Origin of the sequence: Rhizomonospora bruguierae, assembly GCF_018397995.1 — a bacterium.
Lineage (GTDB): Bacteria > Actinomycetota > Actinomycetes > Mycobacteriales > Micromonosporaceae > Rhizomonospora > Rhizomonospora bruguierae.
In genome coordinates this window covers 138492-159055 of sequence record NZ_BBQH01000016.1, presented here as the reverse complement: position 1 = coordinate 159055, position 20564 = coordinate 138492, and the positions used below count along the sequence as shown (strand labels likewise).

Below are 20564 nucleotides of genomic sequence, written 5' to 3'. Positions count from 1 at the left end.
CGGGCCGGGAGCTACTTCTTCCGCGCCTGGTTGAAGCGGAGCATGTTCCCGGCCGGGTCGCGGAAGGCGCAGTCGCGCACGCCGTACGGCTGGTCCATCGGCTCCTGGATCACCTCGGCGCCGGACGCGCGGACGCGTTCGAAGGTGGCGTCGCAGTCGTCCGTGGTGAAGTTGACGGCGCGCAGCAGGCCCTTGTGCAGCAGGTCGGTCAGGGCCCGCTTGTCCGCGGGTGAGGTGTTCGGGTCGGCGGCCGGCGGTTCGAGCACGATGTCGATGTCCGGCTGGTTCTTCGGCCCGACCGACAGCCACCGCAGGCCCTCGAACGAGACGTCGTTGCGGACCTCCATGCCGAGCACGTCCCGGTAGAAGGCCAGCGCCTTGTCGTGGTCGTCGACGGCGATGAAGGTGTGCGAGATCCTGATGTCCATGCGGTTCACGCTATGCCGCGGGCGGCGGGCCCGGCTTCTCGATTCCTGACCGGCCGGGTGAAGATCTTGGCGAAGCAGGCCGGGATCGCCGCCCCGGGGCCGTGGTCGCGGGCCCGGTACGCGCTCGGGCTCTCCCCGACCAGTTCGGTGAACCGGCTGCTGAACGAGCCCAGCGAGGTACAGCCGACGGCGAAGCAGATCTCGGTGACGCTGAGGTCGCCCCGGCGCAGCAGCGCCTTGGCCCGCTCGATCCGCCGCGTCATCAGGTAGCTGTACGGGGTCTCGCCGAACGCCTCCTTGAAGCGTCGGGAGAAGTGCCCCTCCGACATCAGCGCGCCGTGGGCCAGGGCCGGGACGTCGAGCGGCTGGGCGTACTCGCGGTCGATCCGGTCCCGGGCCTGCCGCAGCCGGACGAGGTCGGCGGTGCTGGTCACCGGCCCAGCATGGCACACCGCGCGGCCGGGCCGAATGATCCGGGTCGAAGTGGGCAATAAGGGCCGCGTGCCGATGCCCACGATCGACGACCTGGCCCAGTTGGCCGCCCTCCTCGACCGCGACGACCGCGGCGCGGAACTGTACGTGCGGTGGTCCCGCGGACCCGAGGTGGACCTGCCGGACGGGCTGAACACGGACCAGCGCAGCCGGGACGCGCTCACCGGCATCGAACTGCCCGGCCTGTCCGCCAACTCGCTGCGGGTGGAGCCGTGGTGGGGCGGGCGCTCCACCCGGCTGTGGGTGGCCCGCCGCCTCTACGACTACCGGCACATGCGCGACCTGCACGGCCCCGCCGTGCGCCCGTGGGCGCTGGTCGGCGAGGAGTGCGGCCGCGGCCCGGACAACGAGCCGCTGGTGGTCTGCCGCCGGCCGATCGCCTGGGTCTCCGACGAGGCGCTGCGGCAGTGCGAGAAGGTGGTCCGGGAGCAGCGCTCACCCGAGTGGGGACCCCTGCACCGCACCGGCCTCCAGGCCACCTGAGGACAGCTCCGCGACCAGGATCCGGCCGCCCTCGTAGGCGCCGCCGTCGATGGCCAGCACCCGCGCGCCGGCGTACCGGAGCGGCTCGCGCACCTGGCTCGGCGGCACCCCGAACTGGCCCGGCAGCGTGCTGTGCCCGTGTACCAGCACCCGCGCGCCGAACGCGCCGAGCATCCGCGCCACGGCGTCGTCCGGGCCGGGCGGGTCCGCGGCGCGGAAGCCGGCGCGGGCGTTCAGCCGGCTGGCCAGCAGGCGCCAGCGCTGCGCGTCCGGGCTGGTCAGGTCCGCCGCGACGGCCCGGTTGACCGCCTCGACGGTGTCGCCGATCTCCAGGTAGCGGGGTGTGTCCGCGTGCACCAACAGAAATCCGTCAACCACCGCGACCGCCGGTAGTCCCTCGATCCACCGCTCGTGCTCGGGCGTCAGCGCATGCATGTCCCGCAGCCGGCCGCCGTAGCGGTTGCGGGTGGTCCGGAAGCCGCCGGGGCGGTTCCAGCCGGGCACGTCCGCGGCACCGAAGCGGCGCGCCGCCAGCATGACCACCTCGTGGTTGCCCAGCAGCGCGCCGACCGCCCCGCCGGCCGCGGCCGCCTCCCGGGCGAGGGCGCGCACGTCGTCGATGACCCCGATGCCGTCCGGCCCCCGGTCCACGTAGTCGCCGAGGAACCACAGCCGGGCGTCGCCCCCGGACCAGTGGCCGGCCCCGTCGACCAGCCCCGCCTCCCGCAGCGCCTCGCGCAACTGCGCCCGGTGGCCGTGGACGTCGGACACCGCGTACAGCGCGGGCCCCGATCTTGTCACTGGCCGGACTCTACCCGCGCCGCGCGGCCACCTGCGGCGGAACCCGGTCCGGCCCGCTCCGCCCGGTGATCCCGCCGGGCCGCGACCTCAGCGGCCGACCGTCATGCGGAAGTCGGTGAGCGCCAGGGTGAGCAGGGGCCGGCGGCCCGCGAGGTACCCCAACCGGCCGGACGGCTCCGGTTGCCAGCGCGACCGGGCCAGGCGGGCGCGGGTACTGCCCCGTACCGGGGTGGCCAGCGGGTGCCCCGACCGCGCCTGGACGACCGGGAACCGGAATGGCAGGCGGAGCGGCAGGCCCCGCCCGACGTCGACGGACGCCGCGGCCAGCGGGCCGTCGCCGTCGTGCGCGGTCAGATCGAGGGCGGCGGCGGGCGGATCGGGGATGAACCCGAACGCGGCCCTCCGCTTGGGTATCCCCCACAGCTCGCGCCCCCCGGCCAGGGACGCGTCGCTGTCGACCCAGATGTCCACAATGCTCGCCGCCGGCCGGGCACCCGCGCGGACCAGGACCGCCGAAAGCAACTCGCGGTACTCGAGCACCCCGCCCGGCCCGTACCGGACCCAGGCGGCGCCCACGACGGCCCGGCCGCCGAGCACGACCGGGTGGTGGGTGGCCGCCAGCTCCGGCGGCAGCGGGCGCAGCGCGGCCGCGGGTACCAGCCACACCGACAGGTACAGCTGGCCGCGCAGCCGCCACGGCGAGGGCGGGTAGGCGCTCACGGTCCGACGGTAGCCGGGTGTGGATGGGGACGGACTGGGTAACGCAGGGCAGGACCGACTCGATGGGGGTGATCCGATGGACGCGCGGGACAGGGACACGCGAGAGGACGACGAGGCCGAGGAGATCGCGGTCCCCGACGAGAACCTGCCGGTGGACGTGCTGGAGAGCGGCGCGGCCGGGCTGGCCGGCAACGAGGAGGAGGTCCACCGGCCCAGCCCCGAGGCGCCGGGGCAGCCCTCGGCCGACGAGCAGGCCGAGCAGGAGCGCGAGGGCTCCGACCAGATCCGCGCCGCCGGCTGAGCCGGGGTCGGGAGGCGGCGGTTAGCCGGCCGCCGGGAGCGGTTCGACCCCCGGCGGGAGCGGCACCTGCGCGAGGAGGGCGGCCAGGGTGTCCGCCAGTGCCTGCGCGGCGTTGGTGGGCACCACCTCGCGGCGGTGCGCGAGCGCGATCGTGCGGAACATGCCGGGCGGCGCCAGTGGCGTCGCGTGCAGGCGCGGGCGGCCGGCGACCACGATGCCGGGGACCAGCGCCACGCCGAGCCCCTCCTCGACGAAACTCAGCACCGCGTCCATCTCGCCGCCCTCGACCGCCAGTCGGGGGGTGAAGCCGGCGCGCCGGCACGCCTCCAGCGTGGCGTCGCGCAGGTCGTAGCCGGTCCGGAACATGACCATCGGTAGGCCCCGCAGGCCGGTGATGGGGATGGGCGCACCGGGCAGCGCGTCCGGCAGGGGGTCGACCGAGGCGACCACGAGGCTCTCCCGCAGGATCGGCTCGGCCCGCAGCGCGGGGTCCACGCCGTCGGCGGGGACCACCACGAGCGCCAGGTCAAGCTCGCCGCGGGTCAGGGCGCGGATCAGATCCTTCGAGCCGCTCTCCTCCACCACCAGGTCGATGCGGGGGTACGCGTCGTGGTACCGGCGCAGCAGCCGCGGGACCAGCGACACGCACAGGCTCGGGGTGGCACCCAGCCGGACCCGCCCCCGGCGCAGCCCGACGAGTTCCTGCACCTCCCGGCGGGCGGTCTCCACGTCGGCGACGATCCGGCGGGCCAGCGGCAGGAGTGCCTCGCCAGCGGCGGTCAGCGCGGTGTCGCCGGGCACCCGCTCGAACAGTGCGGTGCCCAGCTCCGCCTCCAGGCTGTGAATCTGCTTACTGAGGGACGGCTGCGTGATGCCCACGCGAGCCGCCGCTTGGGTGAAATGCCGGGTTTCCGCCACGGCGACGAAGTACCGGAGCTGCTGGAAGCGCACCGTCATAGCCTACTGCTATCAACACTGCGACCTTCATGCATTGGACGACTTGTGACCGGCCGGGCCACTCTCTGTGCGTGGCGCTACTGACCCGAGCCAGACCGACCCCGGCCCAGAACGCCAGGGCCAAAGGGCCCTCCACCGTGGGGCAGAAGGTGGTGATGGCGGCGACCGGCATCCTCCTGGTGCTGTTCCTCGTCGCCCACATGCTCGGCAACCTGAAGGTGTTCGCCGGGGCGAGCGCGTTCGGCGAGTACGCCCAGTGGCTGCGCCGACTCGGCGACCCGGTGCTCCCGCAGACCGCGTACCTGTGGATCCAGCGGGTGGTGCTGCTGCTCGCGGTCGGCGGGCACATCTGGGCGGCGACCGCGCTCACGCTCCGCGCCCGCCGGGCGCGGCCGGTCCGGTATGCGCACCGCAGGCCGGTACGGGGCAGCTACGCGGCCCGCACGATGCGCTGGGGCGGCGTGATCATCGTGCTCTTCGTGATCTACCACATCCTCGACCTGACCACCGGCCACCTGAACCCGGTCGCCGACCCGGCGAACCCGTACGCCACCGTGGTCGCGGACTTCGCCCCGGGCCGCTGGTACGTCACGCTGTTCTACGGCCTCGCCGTCGTGGCGATCGGGTTCCACCTGCGGCACGGCGTCTACAGCGCGCTGCGCACGCTCGGCCAGCAGACCTCCCGCGGGGAACGGCGGGCCCGGGCCTTCGCCCTCGCCCTGTCCGTGCTGCTCTGCGGCGGCTATCTGGCCGTGCCGTTCGCCGTTCTCACCGGGGTGGTGCGATGAATCAGGGTCAGCCCCTCTACCGCGAGGGCGACGAGATCGCCGACACCACGGCGCCGGACGGGCCGATCGAGACCCGCTGGGACCGCCGCCGGTTCGGCGCCAAGCTGGTCAACCCGGCCAACCGGCGCGGGCTGACGGTGATCGTGGTCGGCACCGGGCTGGCCGGCGGTTCGGCCGCGGCCACCCTCGGCGAACTGGGCTACCGGGTCAAGTCGTACTGCTACCAGGACAGCCCCCGCCGGGCGCACTCCATCGCCGCCCAGGGCGGGATCAACGCCGCCAAGAACTACCGCAACGACGGCGACTCGATCCACCGGCTGTTCTACGACACGGTCAAGGGCGGCGACTTCCGGTCCCGCGAGTCCAACGTGCACCGGCTGGCGCAGGTCTCCGTGGAGATCATCGATCAGTGCGTGGCGCAGGGCGTACCGTTCGCCCGCGAGTACGGCGGCCTGCTGGACACCCGCTCGTTCGGCGGCGCCCAGGTGTCCCGCACCTTCTACGCCCGCGGCCAGACCGGACAGCAACTGCTGCTCGGCGCGTACCAGGCCCTGGAACGGCAGGTCGCGGCCGGCACGGTCCGGATGAACGCCCGCCACGAGATGCTGGAGCTGATCGTGGTGGCCGGCCGGGCCCGCGGCATCGTCGTGCGGGACCTGGTCACCGGCGAGATCACCACCGAGTTCGCGGACGCCGTCGTGCTCGCCTCCGGCGGGTACGGCAACGTGTTCTTCCTGTCCACGAACGCCAAGGGCTGCAACGTGACGGCGACCTGGCGGGCGCACCGCGCGGGCGCCCTGTTCGCCAACCCGTGCTTCACGCAGATCCACCCCACGTGCATCCCGGTCTCCGGCGACCATCAGTCCAAGCTGACGCTGATGAGCGAGTCGCTGCGTAACGACGGGCGGGTGTGGGTACCGAAGCGGGCGGGCGACACCCGGGCGCCCGGTGACATCCCCGAGGACGAGCGCGACTACTACCTGGAGCGGATCTACCCGGCGTTCGGCAACCTGGTGCCGCGCGACATCGCGTCCCGGGCCGCGAAGAACGTCTGCGACTCCGGGCACGGCGTGGGCCCCGGCGGCCTCGGCGTCTACCTGGACTTCGCCGACGCCATCGCCCGCCTCGGCCGCCCCGCCATCGAGGCCAGGTACGGCAATCTCTTCGAGATGTACGAGCGGATCACCGGCGAGGACCCGTACCGGGTGCCCATGCGCATCTACCCGGCGGTGCACTACACGATGGGCGGGCTCTGGGTGGACTACGACCTCCAGTCCACGATCCCGGGGCTGTTCGTGATCGGGGAGGCGAACTTCTCCGATCACGGCGCCAACCGGCTCGGGGCGTCCGCGCTGATGCAGGGGCTCGCGGACGGCTACTTCGTGCTGCCCAACACCATCGGCGACTACCTGGCCGCCGGCCCGTTCGAGAAGTTGGACGTCACCCACCCGGCCGCCGTGGCGGCACGCACCCGGGTGCGGGAGCGCATCGCCCGGCTGCTGGCCGTCGACGGTGACCGCACGGTCGACTCGTTCCACCGCGAACTCGGCCGGATCATGTGGGAGTACTGCGGCATGGAGCGCACCGAGGAGGGGCTGCGCAAGGCCGTCGGCCTGATCCGGGGACTGCGCGAGGAGTTCTGGCGGCGGGTCAAGGTTCCGGGCGGCCGCGGTCCAGACTCCACCGAGGGGCTGAACCAGGCGCTGGAGCGGGCCGGGCGGGTCGCCGACTTCCTCGAACTGGCCGAGCTGATGTGCGTCGACGCGCTGCACCGCACCGAGTCCTGCGGCGGGCACTTCCGCGCCGAGAGTCAGACCCCGGACGGCGAGGCCCGGCGCGACGACGAGCGGTTCGGCTACGTGGCGGCCTGGGAGTGGACGGGCGCCGACGCGCTGCCCGTGCTGCACAAGGAGCCCCTGACCTTCGAGTACGTCCACCCCACCCAGCGGAGCTACAGGTGAACCTGACCCTGCGCGTCTGGCGCCAGGCGGGACCGGAGACCAGGGGCCGCATGGTCACCTACCGGGTCGAGGAGGTGTCGCCCGAGATGTCCTTCCTGGAACTGCTCGACGTGCTGAACGAGCGGCTCACCCTCGCCGGGGAGGAGCCGGTGGCGTTCGACCACGACTGCCGGGAGGGCATCTGCGGCATGTGCGGAATCGTCATCAACGGCGTGCCGCACGGTCCCCAGCCGGCGACCACCGCCTGTCAGCTCCACATGCGACACTTCTCCGACGGGGACACCATCGACGTCGAGCCGTGGCGCGCCCGCGCCTTCCCGGTCGTGAAGGATCTGGTCGTGGATCGCGGCGCGTTCGACCGCATCATCCGGGCGGGCGGCTACATCAGCGCCCCCACCGGCAGCGCGCCGGACGCGCACGCCACCCCCGTACCCAAGCCCGACGCGGACGCCGCCTTCGAGGCGGCCGCCTGCATCGGCTGCGGCGCGTGCGTGGCCGCCTGCCCGAACGGCTCCGGTATGCTGTTCACCGCCGCGAAGATCACCCACCTCGGCCTGCTGCCGCAGGGCCAGCCCGAGCGGTCGGAGCGGGTGCGCGGCATGATCGAGGCGCACGACGCGGCCGGCTTCGGTGGTTGCACCAACACCGGGGAGTGCGCGATCGCCTGCCCCAAGGGGATTCCATTGACCACGATCGGGCGACTCAACGCGGATTACCTGGCCGCCGTCCGCGGTCGCCAGCAGTGATCCCGGACCGTAATCGGCGGGCATTGCGCGGCCGTACCGGAGATCAGTATGGTTTCGCGTCGTGGTCCGGCGCACCATGGGCCACAAGGGGCACGACCGGCGACGTTTGCGCACGTCACACACCCGCACGAAGGTGTACCGGCCGTTGCTTGTCGAGCATGTCGGCAGTGAGCCGGGCGGCAGCCCGACGTAAGCTGTGAGTGGAGTCACATGACTTCGCACAACCCGCACGCGGGTTCATCAGGGGCCCGTCTACACGCTGAGGAGCCGGATCGATGCCCAGAACACCGACGCGCGGGGTGACGGTCGCGCCGCCCGGCGGCGGGGCCAAACCGGCCGAGGCGAACGGCAGCTACCCGTGGGATCGGTTCGATCCACGATGGTATTTCCACCAGAATTACGCCGAACTGCGGGACGACGATCTTGAAATCCTGCGTACCGTGCGGGATTACTTCTCCGCCGTACTGGACCCGGAGCGGCCGGTCGAGCGCGGGGTCGACGTCGGCGCCGGTTCGAACCTCTACCCGGCCCTGACCATGGTGCCCTTCTGCCGGGAGCTGACGCTGCTGGAGCGCGGGGCGGCCAACGTGGCGTGGCTGCAGGAGCAGCGGAAGGGATACTCGTCCGTCTGGGACGCGTATTGGCAGGTGCTCTCGGAGAAGCCCGCCTACGATCGGATATCCGATCCCCGCGAGGCGCTGCTCCACAAGGGCCGGGTCGAGCAGGGCGACCTCTACCAGCTACCCGAACGCCGGTGGGATCTGGCGACAATGTTCTTCGTCGCGGAGTCCATATCAGATCAAGTAAGCGAATTCAAGATGGCGGTGGGGCGCTTCATCGGCGCCCTGCGCCCCGGCGCGCCATTCGCGGCGGCCTTCATGCATGACTCGGCGGGCTATTATGTAGACCGCCTGAGGTTCCCGGCCGTGGCCGTGAACGAGGTCGACATCGCAGAGACTCTTGCCCCACTCGTCGAGGACCTGGACATTCGCGCGATCCGCTCCCACAAGCCGTTGCGGGACGGGTATGCGGGAATGATCGTGGCCCTCGGAAAGGCGGGCAGGACCCGAGCCTGACGGGTGGGTGAGCGCCAGCCCATGTGGATTCAACCGCGTCAGCAGCTGCTCGAGGTGTGGCGCGCGATGGCGCGCTCCGCGGTCCCCGCCGGCGGCTGGTCGTGGGGCGGCCGGCACGGGCGCAATTCGATCAGCGACGCCGAGCAGTTGCTCTGCCTGCTCGGTCCGGCCACCGAGATCCCGTCGTTCAAGCTGGACCAGCCGGACGAGACCGCTGATGACGTGCTGGACGCCCTGGCCGAACTGGGCGACAGCGTGGAGATCCCGCGGCTGCTGGTTCGCCGGCTCACCGAATACTTCAGCACCTACACCGACGACAGCAAGACACCGGTGTTCTCCGGCGGCACCTACTTCGCCGCGGCCAGCCAGGTGCCGCCGACCGCGGCGCAGCGTGCCCTCGACGTTGTGGACTCCTTCTCCGTCGCGATCCGGCTGTCGCTGGCCACGATCGGCTTCACCCGCGTGTTCCGCACCGTGGTCCGACGCCCCGACCTGGTGTCCGAGGTGGACGCGCTGGAGTCGATGGCCAGCCGCCGGCTCAGCGCGGCGATGGTCGGGCTGCTGCGCAGCTTCTCGGTCGACGTGTTCGACGTCGGATCGCCTGAGGGCCAGGCGCTGCTGGAGACGGTGAACCAGCAGGGCCTGCCGACCCGGCAGGTGGTGGAGTCCCTGCACCGGGAGCTGCGCCAGGTCAAGGCGGGGGTACGGGACATCACCCTGGGCAGCGGCCAGGTCACCGACATCGACAACGACAACAAGCTGTTCCAGTGCGGCTGGTCCTGGGGTCTGGTGGCGAACGCGCCGAAGGTGGATACCACCGCGGACGTGGGCGAGCAGCGCGACGGGGTGGCCCAGTCCGCGCCGTACCTGTACTTCACGGTGGTGGCGCTGGACTGCATCCGGAATCTGTTCTCCGAGCGCACCCGCCTGCTCGGCCTGCTCGACGAGGAGCAGAACCGGCTGTCCCGGTCGCTCCAGCTGCGGTGGGATCTCACCCAGTCGTACTGGTCGAAGGTCGGCCGCTTCGGCTCGGGCCGGTGGCCGCTGGAGGACCTGCCGTGGCGCACGGTGGACAAGGTGGACTCCGACTACCTGAGCCTGCTGGTCACCTCGATCGTGGTGCAGGACCTGACCCGGGGGCAGCCGACCGAATCCGAGGTGCAACGGGTCGGCGAGGTGCTGGCCGAACTGGCCCAGCGCGCCCGCATCACCCGCCGCCCGCTGTTCAACGACCCGGCGCTCGCCCTACACTCCCCCGGGTTCCGGCTCGCCCTGGAGGGCACGGAGGCGGCCGGCGGGGAGCGACTGCACTGGCTGGTGGCGGACTTCTCGCCGCTGCTGCTCAAGCAGACCGTGCTGGTGGCCCAACTGCTGCGTCACATCGAGCTACGCGGCCAGGTGGTCACCCTCGCCGACCGGACCTGGGAACACCTGCGCGCCCGGCGCTTCACCAGCGGGCAGTACCTGCACCTGTGGGACCAGACGCCCGGGGCGGCCGCCGACCAGGACGTCCAGCTGCCGTCCTGGTACTACACCGAGCGGGTGGTGGAGAGCCTCATCGCGGCGGCCGGCCTGGTCGGCACGGCGCCGCTGCGCAGCCAGGCGCTCGCCGGTTACGCCACCGACCTGCTCGCCGAAGCGGACCACCTGTTCGACCAGGAGTTGCTGAGCGTCTCCGCCGAGGCGGGGCCGGCGATGAGCGCGGCACTGCACGGAGCCCGGTCCACGCTGCGTCGCGCGCACGAGCTGATGGGCAACCGGCCGGGCACCGCGGCGGTGCTCGCCGCCGAGGTGTTACGCGAGTTGGATCGGCTGGCCGCCGCCCGGCAGAAGGCGACGGGTCCCGCCTGATGCTGATCTTCGCGACCTCCGACAAGGGTGGCACCGGGCGTTCGGTCACCAGCAGTAATCTGCTGTACCGGCGGGCGCTCAAGGGCGGCGACACCGCATACCTCGACTTCGACTTCGGCTCGCCGACGGCGCCGGCGATCTTCGAGATCAACGACGCGGTGTGGGGCATCAAGGGTGGTGGGCTGCACTCGTTCCTGCTCGGTGAGGTGGCCGAACCACGCGCCCTGGACGTGTGGTACGAGTCGGACCGGGACGCGCTGCGCGGCCAGCCCGCGGGGGCCGGCCGCCTGGTGCTCTACCCGGGCGACGTGGGCGGTGGCGAGTTCCCCAGCGACGACGTCATCGTGGAGCGCTGCACGAAGCTGCTCATGCGCATGGTCGAGGAGTACGAGTTCTGCCTGGTGGACCTCAGCGCCGGCCGGTCGTACGCGATCGACATGGTGCTCGCGGCCACCGCCGACCCGAAGCTGGCCGCGGTGCCCTGCCGATGGCTGGTGTTCCACCGGTGGACCCGGCAGCACATCATCGCCGCCGCCGACCTGGTCTTCGGCGACCGCGGCATCCTCGACACCGGGACCGTGCGGGGTCACGACCGGGAGCGGCTGAGCAACGCGATCCGGTTCGTCCGCACCGCCGTCGTGGACCCCAATTCGGCCGAGCTGGCCGGCCTGCGCGCCGCCCAGGTGGCGTGGCTGCGGGACTGCAACGCCGCCCTCCAGCGGCTCGCCGGCCGGCACCGGATCGGCCGCACCGCCACGCTGGGCAGCGTCCCGCTGGACCCGGTGCTGCAGTGGCGCGAGCAACTGATCTCGGACGACGACGTGGCGCTGACCCAGATCGCGAACCGGGCCACGGCCGAGGCGTTCGACGGGTTGGCCGAGCGGCTGGTGGACGACGCCGCATGGGAAGGGTTGTAGCGGTGGCGCCCCCGGAGGCGATCTTCGCCGAGTCGGCGGAGCGGCGGCGGGTTCGATCGGTGCCGCTGGCTCACCTGTCGGTCGAGCTGGGGCACCTGTACTTCGAGGATTTCCTGACCGGCCCGGACACGCTGCTGCGGCACTTCCGGACCGTGGCGCCGTGGGCGGCGGCGGCCCGCGGGATCGCCGCCGCCGACCTGGGCAGGCGTACTCCGCGGATCAGCACCTGCTTCCTGATCGACGACTACTTCGGCCCCACCACCCCGCCCACCGAGATCATCCCGCCGCTGCTGGCGGCCGCGGAGGAGGCTGGCCTGCGCATCGACTACCTGGCCCGGGAGGCGGCCTGCGCGAACGCCGACGGGGCGCCGCTGGCCCGGCTGGTCGAGGAGCGGATCGTCGCCGACCCGCCGCCGCGCACCACCGGCGGGCGGCCGACGCTGGCCGAGACCGGCTGGCTGAGCAACGGGCAGCGCTCGCCGAGCGTGCGCTCCGCCGCGGCGATGGACACCGCGCCCGCGTGGGCGCCGCCGGTGCAGAACGCCGCCAACCGGCACTCGGTCTTCGTGGACGTGGAACTGTGGAGCCGGGCCGGCAACGGCCGCGCCGAGGAGCGGCTGTGGTCCTGCGCGTTCCTGGCCTCGGTGTGGCAGTTGCTGCGCCTGGGCATGCTGCGTCACGGCGGCGAGGTGGTGGCCACGCCGCAGGAGTGGTCGGGTGCGCTCCCCGAGCGGTGGGACGAACTCCCCGCGGTCATCCGCCTGAACCCGCAGGCGGCGCCGTTCACCGCGTACCGGTCGCTGTCGATCCTGCCCCGCCGGTTCCTGACCACCGAGCACGCGGTCCGCACGATCCTGGAGCAGGTGGCCCCGGAGGATGCGGTGGTGGACCAGGTGATCGACCGGGCCCGGGGTGAGGGCCTGGACCTGGACCGGGAGCCGGGCGGCCGGATCGACTACGTCTTCACGGGGTGAGCCGCGGACCGTCCACGGTGCTCACTCGGGCTCGTGGGCCAGCGCCCACAGGTCCTTGAACCGCTGGATCCGGTCGCGGACGCGTTCCGGGCGCAGCTCGATCCGGGTATTCACGATGGCCCGGCGCACGCTGCCGGCGGCCAGGGTCGCCGGGGTCACCTCGTAGCTGACCACGTCGTCGAAGAGGATGAAGTCGAACAGGGAGGTGCGGCGCAGCCCCGGCATCGCGGACGAGTCGAGGATGCGCACCTCGATGCCGACCTCCCGCTGAACCCGGCAGATCTCCAGGAACCCGGGGTCGGTGGCCAGCTCCGACTGGTCGATGATGAATGCCCGGCGGATCCGCACCCCGTTCTCGATGGCCTGCCGCTGTACCTCCAGGTACCGCTGGCCGAGGTCGCTGTGCCAGAGCCCCTCGTCGATCCAGCCCCGGCCGCCCGCGTCCACCGTGCTGAGGCTCGTGGCGTCGATGCTGGACTGGACGTTGCGGGCCAGGGCGAGCATCCAGTCCCGGTCCTCGCCGTCGTAGCTGACGTTGCTGCCCTCGCTGAGTTCCTTGACGAACTGGGAGGTGCGGCCGATCTCGGCCTGGGCGAACGCCAGCACCAGCCGGGGGGCGCTCGCCTTGATCTGGGTGGAGTGCCGGACCAGTTCCAGCACCACGTCGGTGTGCAGCGCGGACGCCTCCACCAGGCTGAACAGCTCGGTCGCCTCGTTGATCTTCGCGAAGCCGGCCTTGACCAGATCCTCCATGTGCTCGGCGTGTGACTCGTGCGAGTCCTCGACGCCGACCAACCGGCGTTCGAAGTCGACCAGCACCTGGATGACCAGGGTGGCGCCACCGATGAAGACCGACAGCGTCAACCCGATGAGCTGGGGCTCGTCGGCGGTCTCGGCAAGCAGGTTGGTGATCACGTAGGCGAGCGTGCCGATCGCCAGCGACACCATGATCTTGCGGAACAGCCGGGCCCGGCTCGCCATCGTCTGCATGGTCTCGCCGATCGCCCTGCTCACCTGCCCACCCCCGTCGCCCCGGCCGCCACGCCACCCATGAGGAGCGTGAGGTTGCTGAGGGCAACCTGGTCGCGGATGCGGTCCCGGGTGGCCTCCCACTGCCGCTCCACCCCGGCCAGGCGCTCCACGGTGACCCAGAGCGCCCGGGCGACCGGGTCGGCGCGGGGTACGGGCATCCACAGGTGCAACAGGTGCTGCACGGCCGGACGTAGCCGTTCCACGACCTCGGAGCCGTGGCCGGCGCCCATCCGGCTGCGCTCCACCACGCCGAGCAGGGTGGTCAGCAGCCAGTCGTGCAGGGCCAGGTCGGCGCAGAACTCGGCGATCGACCCCAGCAGCGCGCCCGGTGCGCGCATCAGGACGGTCCGCCGGTGGTTCGGCTCGACCGCCAACCGCACGAGTTCCGGCTCGGCCGCGTCCGTCACCTCCACCGCCCAGCGCAGCCGGGTCCGGGCGACGCGAAGCGGGGGCCGCCGGTCGAGGACGGGCGACGCCTGCACCTCGTCCACGATCCGGCCGGCGATCGCGGTCAGATCGAGTGTGGAGGGTGCGGCCGGCGCGGCGAGGAAGCCCGTGGCGAGGGCCTCGGGGGTGCACCGGCCGATCGCCTCCACCCGGCCGGGACGGGCCAGGTAGTGCGCCCAGGGCAACCGTCGTGTCGCGGTCGCGCGCACGACGGCGGCGACCGCCCGCCCCTGGAGCACCCGGCCGCCGGTGATGCCGGCCCGCGCCTCGACGCTGCCGACGCCGCGCGGGGTGGCCCCCGACCCGGTCGCCAGGGAGCAGTCGACCCCGGTCAGCACCGGCGGCGACACGGCGTACGCGATGGGGCGCTGGAAGCCGTGCACCCGCTCCCCTTCCAGCAACCGGAGGACCCGTTCGCACTGCGCCGGCGGCAACTCGCCGGAGTGCTGCACGAGACCCGTGTGGACCTCGCCGAGGACCACCACCGTACCGCCGGCCATCCGGCCTCCCCCACGGATACGACTACCGTCGATGCCAATCGCACCGAACGTATTCACATGATGACCGAGATAGCCTACTGTCGAAAGGTGCCCGGTCGCCCCGATGTCATCGTGCTGGGCGCGGGCGTCTCCGGCCTGACGAGCGCCCTGGCGCTGGCCACGGCCGATCTCGGTGTCGAGGTGTGGACCCAGGATCTACCGCTGGAGAGCACCTCCTGCGCCGCCGCGGCGATGTGGGCGCCGTACCTGGTGGATGACGCCCGCGTGGTCGGGTGGAGCCGGGCCACCTACCGCTGGCTGCTGGGCCGCACCGAGGAGCAGGGGGTGCGCCAGGTCGCCGGGCGGGAGGTCTCCCGATCGGCGCTGGAGGCGCCATTGTGGATGCGCGGGCTGCCCGACTACCGCGGCTGCCACGACGCCGAGGTGCCCAGCCCGTACGCGGTCGGCTGGCGGTACCGGGCGCCGATGATCGATATGCCGGCGCACCTGCGGGCGCTGGTCGACGATCTCGCCAAGCACGGCGTACCGGTGCGCCGGCGGGCGGTCCGGTCGTTCACCGAGCCGCTGTCGGCGGCCCCCGTCGTGGTCAACTGCACCGGCGTGGCCGCCCGCGCTCTCGTCCCGGACGACGCGGTCAGCCCGACCCGGGGGCAGATCGTGGTCGTGGAGAACCCCGGCATCGAGGAGTTCTTCACCGAGCACGACGAGTCCGAGACGCCGGTGTACTTCATGCCGCACGGCGACCGTCTCGTGCTGGGTGGCAGCGCCGAGCCCGGCCGCACCGACCTGGTGCCCGACCGGCGCGTGGCGGACGCTATCCGCAGCCGGTGCGCGGCGATCGACCCGCGCGTGGGGCGGGCCCGGGTGCTGGAGCACCGGGTCGGGCTGCGGCCGAGCCGGGCCAGCGTGCGGCTGGAGCGGGAGCCGCTCGACGCCGGGCACGTGGTGCACAACTACGGCCACGGGGGCGCCGGCATCACGCTCTCCTGGGGCTGTGCGTCCGATGTGGCGAGCCTGGCGGGAGAGGTTCTCAGGTAGACGGCGGGCGCCACCGGCTGAGCAGGTACTGACCGCCGGCGGTGAAACCGATGACGCGGTAGCCGTCGGCGAGGGCGCCGCCGAGGGCGGTGCGGACCTCCTGCCGCCACCACGCGGCGACCCTGGGGTCGCGCCGGCGCAGGGCCTCCACATCGGCCGGTACGGCGACGGCCACCCGGTCGCCGCCGCGCTCGGCCAGCGAGACCGGGCGCTCGTGCAGGTCGTCCAGGATGACCCGGGCGCCGGTGAGGGTGTCCGGCGGGCGTGGGGCGGCGTCGCGGACGTCCCACGCCACGTACAGGCGGTCGGACGCGTCGCCCTGGTTCACCGCGTCGGCCAGGTCGCCGTAGAAGTCCGGCAGGTAGGCCCGGACGACCGCGCCGAGCGTGAGCAGGTTGAACCGGGCGTTGCGGCGCACGAGCGGGTCGAAGGTCCACCGGATCTCGGCCAGGCCGCGCCGGTGCGCCCACGCGCGCTGGTGCTGCTTGAGGGCGCCGCCGACGCCGAGGCGCTGGCAGCCGGGGTCCACGCCGGTGATGTGGGAGTGGAGGTGGTCGGCGCCGAAGAAGGCGATCGCGGCGCCGACCAGGCGGTTGCCCTGGTAGGCGCCGGCGACGTAGTTGCCCGAGTGGGCCAGGGCGCGCATCAGGTCGGCGCTGACCAGTTGCGCCGGGGAGGCGGCCTGCCAGATGCGGGTCAGCAGCGCGGCGGCCGCCTGGTGCTCGCCGATCGCGGTCAGCTCGGCGACGCGCAGCGGTGACCGGATCCCCACGCCGTCCATCGCCCACCCCTCGCTCGGGTCGACCCAGGTCGAGTGGCCTTAGCCTAGCGCCTGGACATCGAAGGCAATATTCTTCGCCAAAGCATTCAATATCGAAGGATTCTTGCGCGGAAGGGAACCCCCATGCCCGAGCTCGACCGCCGAACCCTGCTCAAGGCGGGCCTCGGCGCCGCCGCCGTCGCCATGGTCGGCACCGAACTGGCCGGCACCGGCCCGGCTGGCGCGACGCCCAGCGCCGATTTCCCGTGGATCATCGACTGCGACTCCTGGGGCGCCCGGCCGCCGGCCGCGCCGCTACAGCTCAGCGGCAACGTCACCAACAAGATCATCGTGCACCACACCGCGTACCCGAACAGCACCGACTACTCGCGCGAGCAGGCGGTGTGGCTGGCCCGGGACATCCAGGACCTGCACATCGACGGCAACGGCTGGTCGGACACCGGGCAGCACTTCACGGTCAGCCGCGGCGGTTACGTGCTCGAGGGGCGGCGGGGCAGCCTGGCCGCGCTGGCGGGCGGGGAGCACCAGATGATCGGCGCGCACTGCCCGGGCGAGAACGGCAACGCGATCGGCATCGAGAACGAGGGCATCTACCTCACCGAGACGCCCCCGGCGGCGCTGCTCGCGGCGCTGACGAAGCTGTGCGTGGCGGTCTGCCGCCGGTACGGGCTGCACGCGTACGACATTTTCGGGCACTGGGACTTCATCGAGACGCAGTGCCCCGGCGAGGCGTTCTACCGGCAGTTCCCGATGCTGCGGCGGGCGGTGGCCGAAGGGCTGAAGATGCCGGCCGGCCAGGCGCCGCCGCGCCGGTGGCCGGACACCTGGAAGTTCGTCAGCGGCCCGGTGGTGCAGGTCGGGCAGTATCTGCTCGTGGCGCGGGGCTACCCGCTGGCCGTCAACGGGCAGTTCGGCGCGGACACGGTCGCCGCCGTGCAGGACTGGCAGGCCCGCAACGGGCTCCCGGTGGACGTCGACGCCACATTCACCGCGCAGACGTGGGAGACCCTGGTGGCGGGCACGCCCCCGGTGAGCGCCCTGCAGTACATCCTGCTCCACAAGGGATGGCGGGACGTCTCGATCACCGGGGCGTACGACCAGCCCACGAAGAAGGCCGTGCAGGATCTCCAGCGGCTGCACGGCCTGACCCCGAACGGGAAGCTGACGGCGAGCACGTGGTGCGCCGCCGTGGGCGGGGTGGTGCGCGAATCGTTCAGGTGACGGGCACCTCGGCCCCGCCGCGCCGGCGCGGATCCGGTAGGTCGGGCACCCGCACCCCCCGGTCTACCGGGCATTCCTCGGCCCGCTGAATCGGCAACGGCTCCCCGGACAAGACGATTCCGGCCATCTTCCGGGCGCGGCGGGGGCGCGTACGCCGCCTTTATCGCCTTCTATGCGGTGCGCCTCGCGGCGCCGTGGCTGATCTACCCGCGCCCGGGGTCGGGGCGCCCGGCCGGCGGATGATCCCCATTTCCGGCGCCGCCGAACCGGGCGGAAGAACGGGCTAAAGTTGCTGATTGACGGGTCAGTAGTGCACAATGCCGGTGACTACTAACCGATATTCAGGGGGACACAATGGCTCGGCAGGTAATCACCGCGCTGATCGACGATCTCGACGGCAAGCCGGCGGACCGGACCATCGAGTTCGCGCTCGACGGCGTCGCTTACACGATCGACCTGAGCGAGATGAACGCGGGAAAGCTGCGCAAGGCGCTGGACCCGTACATCAACGCGGGAACCCGGACAGGCCGGGTCGGCGGTGCCGGTAGAGCCGCGGCGCGGCGCGGCGTGCCGGCGCGCTCGGACCGCGAGCAGAACGCGGCGATCCGGCAGTGGGCCGTCAAGAAGGGCTACGAGGTCTCCGAGCGGGGCCGCATTCCCACCGCCGTGGTGCAGGCGTACGAGGCGGCGCACCGCTGAGCGGCGGAAATGGCGGCGCCCCAGGGCGCAATTCACCGGGCCCCGGGTCACCCGTAATGGGTAACCGGGGCCCGGTGATTCGGCAGCCCGGGGCGTAACGGGCCGCCACCGGAAGGGCTACATTCCGCTGAATCCGGCTTCGACGGCGGCCAGGGCGGCGTCGATCCGCTCACCCGGTCCGGCACCCTTGGGCGCCTCGCCGAGCCATTCGAAGATGGCCACGGTCATCGCGCCGAGGCAGGCGCCGGCCAGTACCCGGTAGGCGGGGTCGTCCGGCGGGCGCCCGGCCCGGCGGGCCAGTGGCGCGGCGATCAGGTCCACGGTGGTGGCCATGTTGTCCACGGTCCGGGCCCGCAGGGCGGGCACGGACAGGGCCAACCGGCCGCGCTCCACCACCTTTTCCAGGGCCCCCGGGGGAAACGACTGAAAGCCGGCCAGCACCGCGTGCCGCAGTGTGGCCAGGGCACCCAACCCGGGCGGCGCCGCCGCCAGCGCCGCCGCCAGCACCGGGTCGTACTCGTCCTGGACGACCACGTCCTCCTTGCTCGGGAAGTAGCGGAAGAACGTGCTGGGCGAGACCTCGGCGGCGGCGGCGATCTGCTCCACCGTGGTCGCCTCGTACCCCTGCTCGGCGAACAGCCGCAGCGCGTGCTCCTGTATCGACCAGCGCGTCTTCTGCTTCTTGCGCTCGCGCAGACCCGGTGCGTTCATCAGCCGATTGTTCCCCAGCGGCCCGGCGCGTTCACCCGGTGGCCAGCAACTCGCCAGGCGCGTCATCCGGCCTGCCGCCGGCCGGTGCCTCGGGAGCGCGGGTCGGGCGTGCCGGCAGCAGCACGGCGACCAGTACCGCGCCGGCGACGGCGACCCCGGCGCAGACGGCGAGCACCAGGTCCATGGCGTTGGTGTAGGACCGCTGGGCGCTGGACATCAGGGCCGCGTCCCCGAGCCGACCGGCGACCGCCACCGCACCGGCCACGCTGTCCCGCGCGGCGTCCGCGGCGGGCGCCGGCAGGCCGGCGGTGTCGATCCGGCCGGTGTACCGGGCGGCCAGCAGGCTGCCCAGCAGGGCGACCCCGAGCGCCCCGCCGACCTGGCGGAAGACCTGGGTCAGCGCGCTGCCGGCGCCGGTCCGGCCCGGTGGTAGCTCGCCGAGCACCGCGTCCATGGCGGGCGCCAGCGTCAGGCCGGTACCCGCGCCGACCACGGCCAGCCAGGCGGCGATCCCGCCGTAGCCGGTGCCCACGCCGGTGGCCGCGCCCGCGAGCAGGCCACCGCCGATCAGCGCCAGGCCGGCGGCGACCGGCGCCCTGGCGCCGAAGCGGGCACCGATCCACTCGCTGGTGCGGGCGCCGAGGATCAGCCCGGCCATCGTCGGCAGCAACCGCACGCCGGTGCCCAGGGCGTCGTGGCCGCGCACCGCCTGCAGGTACTGCGGGACGACGAACAGCAGGCCGAACAGCGCGAACGAGGCGATCGTGGCGGCGACGGTGCCCCACAGGAACCGGGGCCGGGCGAACAGCGCCAGATCGATCATCGGCTCGGCGGCCCGCCGTTCCCAGGCGACGAAGCCGAGCAGCAGCATCACGCCGGCCGCGATGGCGGCGACGACCACACTGTCGGCCCAGCCGCGGCGGGGCGCCTCGATCACCCCGTACACCCCGGCGACGAGCCCGGCCGTGGACAGTAGCCCGCCGAGGGCGTCCGGGCGGGGCGGGGCGGGATCCCGCGACTCGGGGACCAGGAACGCGACGGCGATCAGGCCGACCAGCGCCACCGGCACGTTGACCAGGAACACCGAGCCCCACCAGAAGTGGCCCAACAGGTACCCGCCGACGATCGGGCCGAGCGGGACGCCCGCGCCCATGCCGATCATGGCGAACGCGATGGCCTTGGGGCGCTCGGCCGGCGGGAACAGCGCCGGCAACAGCGCCAGGCTCACCGGCGTGATGACCGCGGCGCCGGCGCCCATCACCGCGCGGGCGGCGATCAGGGCGTCCACCGAGCCGGCGTAGGTGGCCACGACCGAGGCGCCGCCGAACAGCAGCAGGCCGAGCAGCATCAGTCGCTTGCGCCCGTACCGGTCGCCCAGCGCGCCGAGCGGCAGCAGCAGCCCGGCGAAGACCAGGGTGTACGCGTTGACCAGCCACTGCAGCCCGTCGGTGCCGGTGTGCAGCGCGGTGGCCAGGGTGGGCAGGGCGACGTTGAGGATCGTGACGTCGAACCCGATCGTGAGCATGCCGAGCATCAGGGCGGCCAGCGCCCACCACCGTCGCGCGCCAAGCATGACAGTCACCTCCTTCTGGGATTCTCTCTAAAATGAGAGTAACTCCCAGAAGGTAGTAGCTGTCAAC

22 protein-coding genes are annotated in these 20564 nt (G+C 72.6%); 12 read left to right on the top strand and 10 right to left on the bottom strand.

Annotated elements, in window-relative coordinates:
* Positions 1 to 11: 11 nt before the first annotated feature.
* A complete protein-coding gene (locus KJS59_RS08350; RefSeq protein ID WP_213451753.1) occupies positions 12 to 428 on the bottom strand; it encodes a VOC family protein in 417 nt (138 codons plus the stop codon).
* A 5-nt stretch (positions 429 to 433) separates the two neighbouring features.
* Entirely contained in the window at positions 434 to 862 is a 429-nt protein-coding gene (locus KJS59_RS08345) for a helix-turn-helix transcriptional regulator (protein WP_249713977.1), read from the bottom strand.
* Positions 863 to 935: 73 nt separating this feature from the next.
* Between KJS59_RS08345 and KJS59_RS08340 the strand changes: the two genes are divergently transcribed.
* Positions 936 to 1403: a DUF6098 family protein gene (locus KJS59_RS08340; RefSeq protein WP_249713985.1), complete on the top strand. Its 468-nt coding sequence runs from the start codon at positions 936 to 938 to the stop codon at positions 1401 to 1403.
* Here the strand turns inward: KJS59_RS08340 and KJS59_RS08335 are convergent.
* Both KJS59_RS08335 and KJS59_RS08330 read right to left on the bottom strand, forming a co-directional pair.
* Positions 1356 to 2204 carry a metallophosphoesterase gene (locus KJS59_RS08335; protein ID WP_213451751.1) on the bottom strand — a complete coding sequence of 283 codons (849 nt, stop codon included), beginning with the start codon at positions 2202 to 2204 and terminating at the stop codon, positions 1356 to 1358. The two genes, KJS59_RS08340 and KJS59_RS08335, sit on opposite strands and share 48 nt — an antisense overlap.
* Positions 2205 to 2291: 87 nt before the next feature.
* On the bottom strand, positions 2292 to 2924 hold the full coding sequence (locus KJS59_RS08330) for an acetoacetate decarboxylase family protein (RefSeq protein ID WP_213451750.1): 633 nt from the start codon (positions 2922 to 2924) through the stop codon (positions 2292 to 2294).
* 76 nt (positions 2925 to 3000) lie between these two features.
* Here KJS59_RS08330 and KJS59_RS08325 point away from each other — a divergent pair, with 76 nt between their 5' ends.
* Entirely contained in the window at positions 3001 to 3225 is a 225-nt protein-coding gene (locus KJS59_RS08325) for a hypothetical protein (RefSeq protein WP_213451749.1), read from the top strand.
* 21 nt (positions 3226 to 3246) lie between these two features.
* Here the strand turns inward: KJS59_RS08325 and KJS59_RS08320 are convergent, their stop codons facing one another.
* Complete coding sequence (locus KJS59_RS08320) at positions 3247 to 4182, bottom strand: LysR family transcriptional regulator (RefSeq protein ID WP_213451748.1); 936 nt, start codon at positions 4180 to 4182, stop codon at positions 3247 to 3249.
* Between the two features lie 137 nt (positions 4183 to 4319).
* Between KJS59_RS08320 and KJS59_RS08315 the strand changes: the two genes are divergently transcribed.
* From KJS59_RS08315 to KJS59_RS08285, 7 genes are all read left to right on the top strand, one after another.
* On the top strand, positions 4320 to 4970 hold the full coding sequence (locus tag KJS59_RS08315) for a succinate dehydrogenase cytochrome b subunit (protein WP_283775754.1): 651 nt from the start codon (positions 4320 to 4322) through the stop codon (positions 4968 to 4970).
* Positions 4967 to 6931, top strand: coding sequence for a fumarate reductase/succinate dehydrogenase flavoprotein subunit (locus KJS59_RS08310; protein WP_213451746.1), 1965 nt, complete (start codon positions 4967 to 4969; stop codon positions 6929 to 6931). Before KJS59_RS08315 ends, KJS59_RS08310 begins: the two co-directional genes overlap by 4 nt.
* On the top strand, positions 6928 to 7677 hold the full coding sequence (locus tag KJS59_RS08305; RefSeq protein WP_213451745.1) for a succinate dehydrogenase/fumarate reductase iron-sulfur subunit: 750 nt from the start codon (positions 6928 to 6930) through the stop codon (positions 7675 to 7677). The genes KJS59_RS08310 and KJS59_RS08305 overlap by 4 nt, the downstream gene beginning before the upstream one ends.
* Before the next feature lie 275 nt (positions 7678 to 7952).
* The gene (locus KJS59_RS08300) at positions 7953 to 8753 is read left to right on the top strand and encodes an SCO2525 family SAM-dependent methyltransferase (RefSeq protein WP_213451744.1); all 801 of its coding nucleotides are present in this window, start codon (positions 7953 to 7955) and stop codon (positions 8751 to 8753) included.
* A gap of 66 nt (positions 8754 to 8819) precedes the next feature.
* Positions 8820 to 10604, top strand: coding sequence for an SCO2524 family protein (locus KJS59_RS08295; RefSeq protein ID WP_249713976.1), 1785 nt, complete (start codon positions 8820 to 8822; stop codon positions 10602 to 10604).
* Positions 10604 to 11521, top strand: a complete 918-nt coding sequence (locus KJS59_RS08290; RefSeq protein ID WP_213451742.1) for an SCO2523 family variant P-loop protein — start codon at positions 10604 to 10606, stop codon at positions 11519 to 11521. The genes KJS59_RS08295 and KJS59_RS08290 overlap by 1 nt, the downstream gene beginning before the upstream one ends.
* Before the next feature lie 2 nt (positions 11522 to 11523).
* On the top strand, positions 11524 to 12495 hold the full coding sequence (locus KJS59_RS08285; RefSeq protein WP_249713975.1) for an SCO2522 family protein: 972 nt from the start codon (positions 11524 to 11526) through the stop codon (positions 12493 to 12495).
* A gap of 21 nt (positions 12496 to 12516) precedes the next feature.
* Here the strand turns inward: KJS59_RS08285 and KJS59_RS08280 are convergent, their stop codons facing one another.
* Together KJS59_RS08280 and KJS59_RS08275 are read right to left on the bottom strand one after the other, a co-directional pair.
* Positions 12517 to 13509, bottom strand: a complete 993-nt coding sequence (locus KJS59_RS08280; protein WP_213451740.1) for a phosphatidylserine/phosphatidylglycerophosphate/cardiolipin synthase family protein — start codon at positions 13507 to 13509, stop codon at positions 12517 to 12519.
* Complete coding sequence (locus KJS59_RS08275) at positions 13506 to 14474, bottom strand: SCO2521 family protein (protein ID WP_213451739.1); 969 nt, start codon at positions 14472 to 14474, stop codon at positions 13506 to 13508. Before KJS59_RS08275 ends, KJS59_RS08280 begins: the two co-directional genes overlap by 4 nt.
* An 87-nt stretch (positions 14475 to 14561) precedes the next feature.
* Between KJS59_RS08275 and KJS59_RS08270 the strand changes: the two genes are divergently transcribed.
* A complete protein-coding gene (locus KJS59_RS08270; protein ID WP_249713974.1) occupies positions 14562 to 15512 on the top strand; it encodes an FAD-dependent oxidoreductase in 951 nt (316 codons plus the stop codon).
* Here KJS59_RS08270 and KJS59_RS08265 read toward each other — a convergent pair.
* Complete coding sequence (locus KJS59_RS08265) at positions 15505 to 16293, bottom strand: GNAT family N-acetyltransferase (RefSeq protein ID WP_213451738.1); 789 nt, start codon at positions 16291 to 16293, stop codon at positions 15505 to 15507. The genes KJS59_RS08270 and KJS59_RS08265 overlap by 8 nt on opposite strands.
* Positions 16294 to 16416: 123 nt before the next feature.
* On the opposite strand from KJS59_RS08265, the gene KJS59_RS08260 reads away from it, so the two are divergent.
* Both KJS59_RS08260 and KJS59_RS08255 read left to right on the top strand, forming a co-directional pair.
* The gene (locus KJS59_RS08260; protein WP_213451737.1) at positions 16417 to 17514 is read left to right on the top strand and encodes a peptidoglycan recognition protein family protein; all 1098 of its coding nucleotides are present in this window, start codon (positions 16417 to 16419) and stop codon (positions 17512 to 17514) included.
* Between the two features lie 354 nt (positions 17515 to 17868).
* Positions 17869 to 18213 carry a histone-like nucleoid-structuring protein Lsr2 gene (locus KJS59_RS08255; protein ID WP_213451736.1) on the top strand — a complete coding sequence of 115 codons (345 nt, stop codon included), beginning with the start codon at positions 17869 to 17871 and terminating at the stop codon, positions 18211 to 18213.
* Between the two features lie 117 nt (positions 18214 to 18330).
* On the opposite strand, the gene KJS59_RS08250 is transcribed toward KJS59_RS08255, so the two are convergent.
* Complete coding sequence (locus KJS59_RS08250) at positions 18331 to 18924, bottom strand: acyl-CoA-like ligand-binding transcription factor (RefSeq protein ID WP_213451735.1); 594 nt, start codon at positions 18922 to 18924, stop codon at positions 18331 to 18333.
* Between the two features lie 31 nt (positions 18925 to 18955).
* Positions 18956 to 20497 carry a DHA2 family efflux MFS transporter permease subunit gene (locus tag KJS59_RS08245; RefSeq protein WP_213451734.1) on the bottom strand — a complete coding sequence of 514 codons (1542 nt, stop codon included), beginning with the start codon at positions 20495 to 20497 and terminating at the stop codon, positions 18956 to 18958.
* Positions 20498 to 20564: the final 67 nt, after the last annotated feature.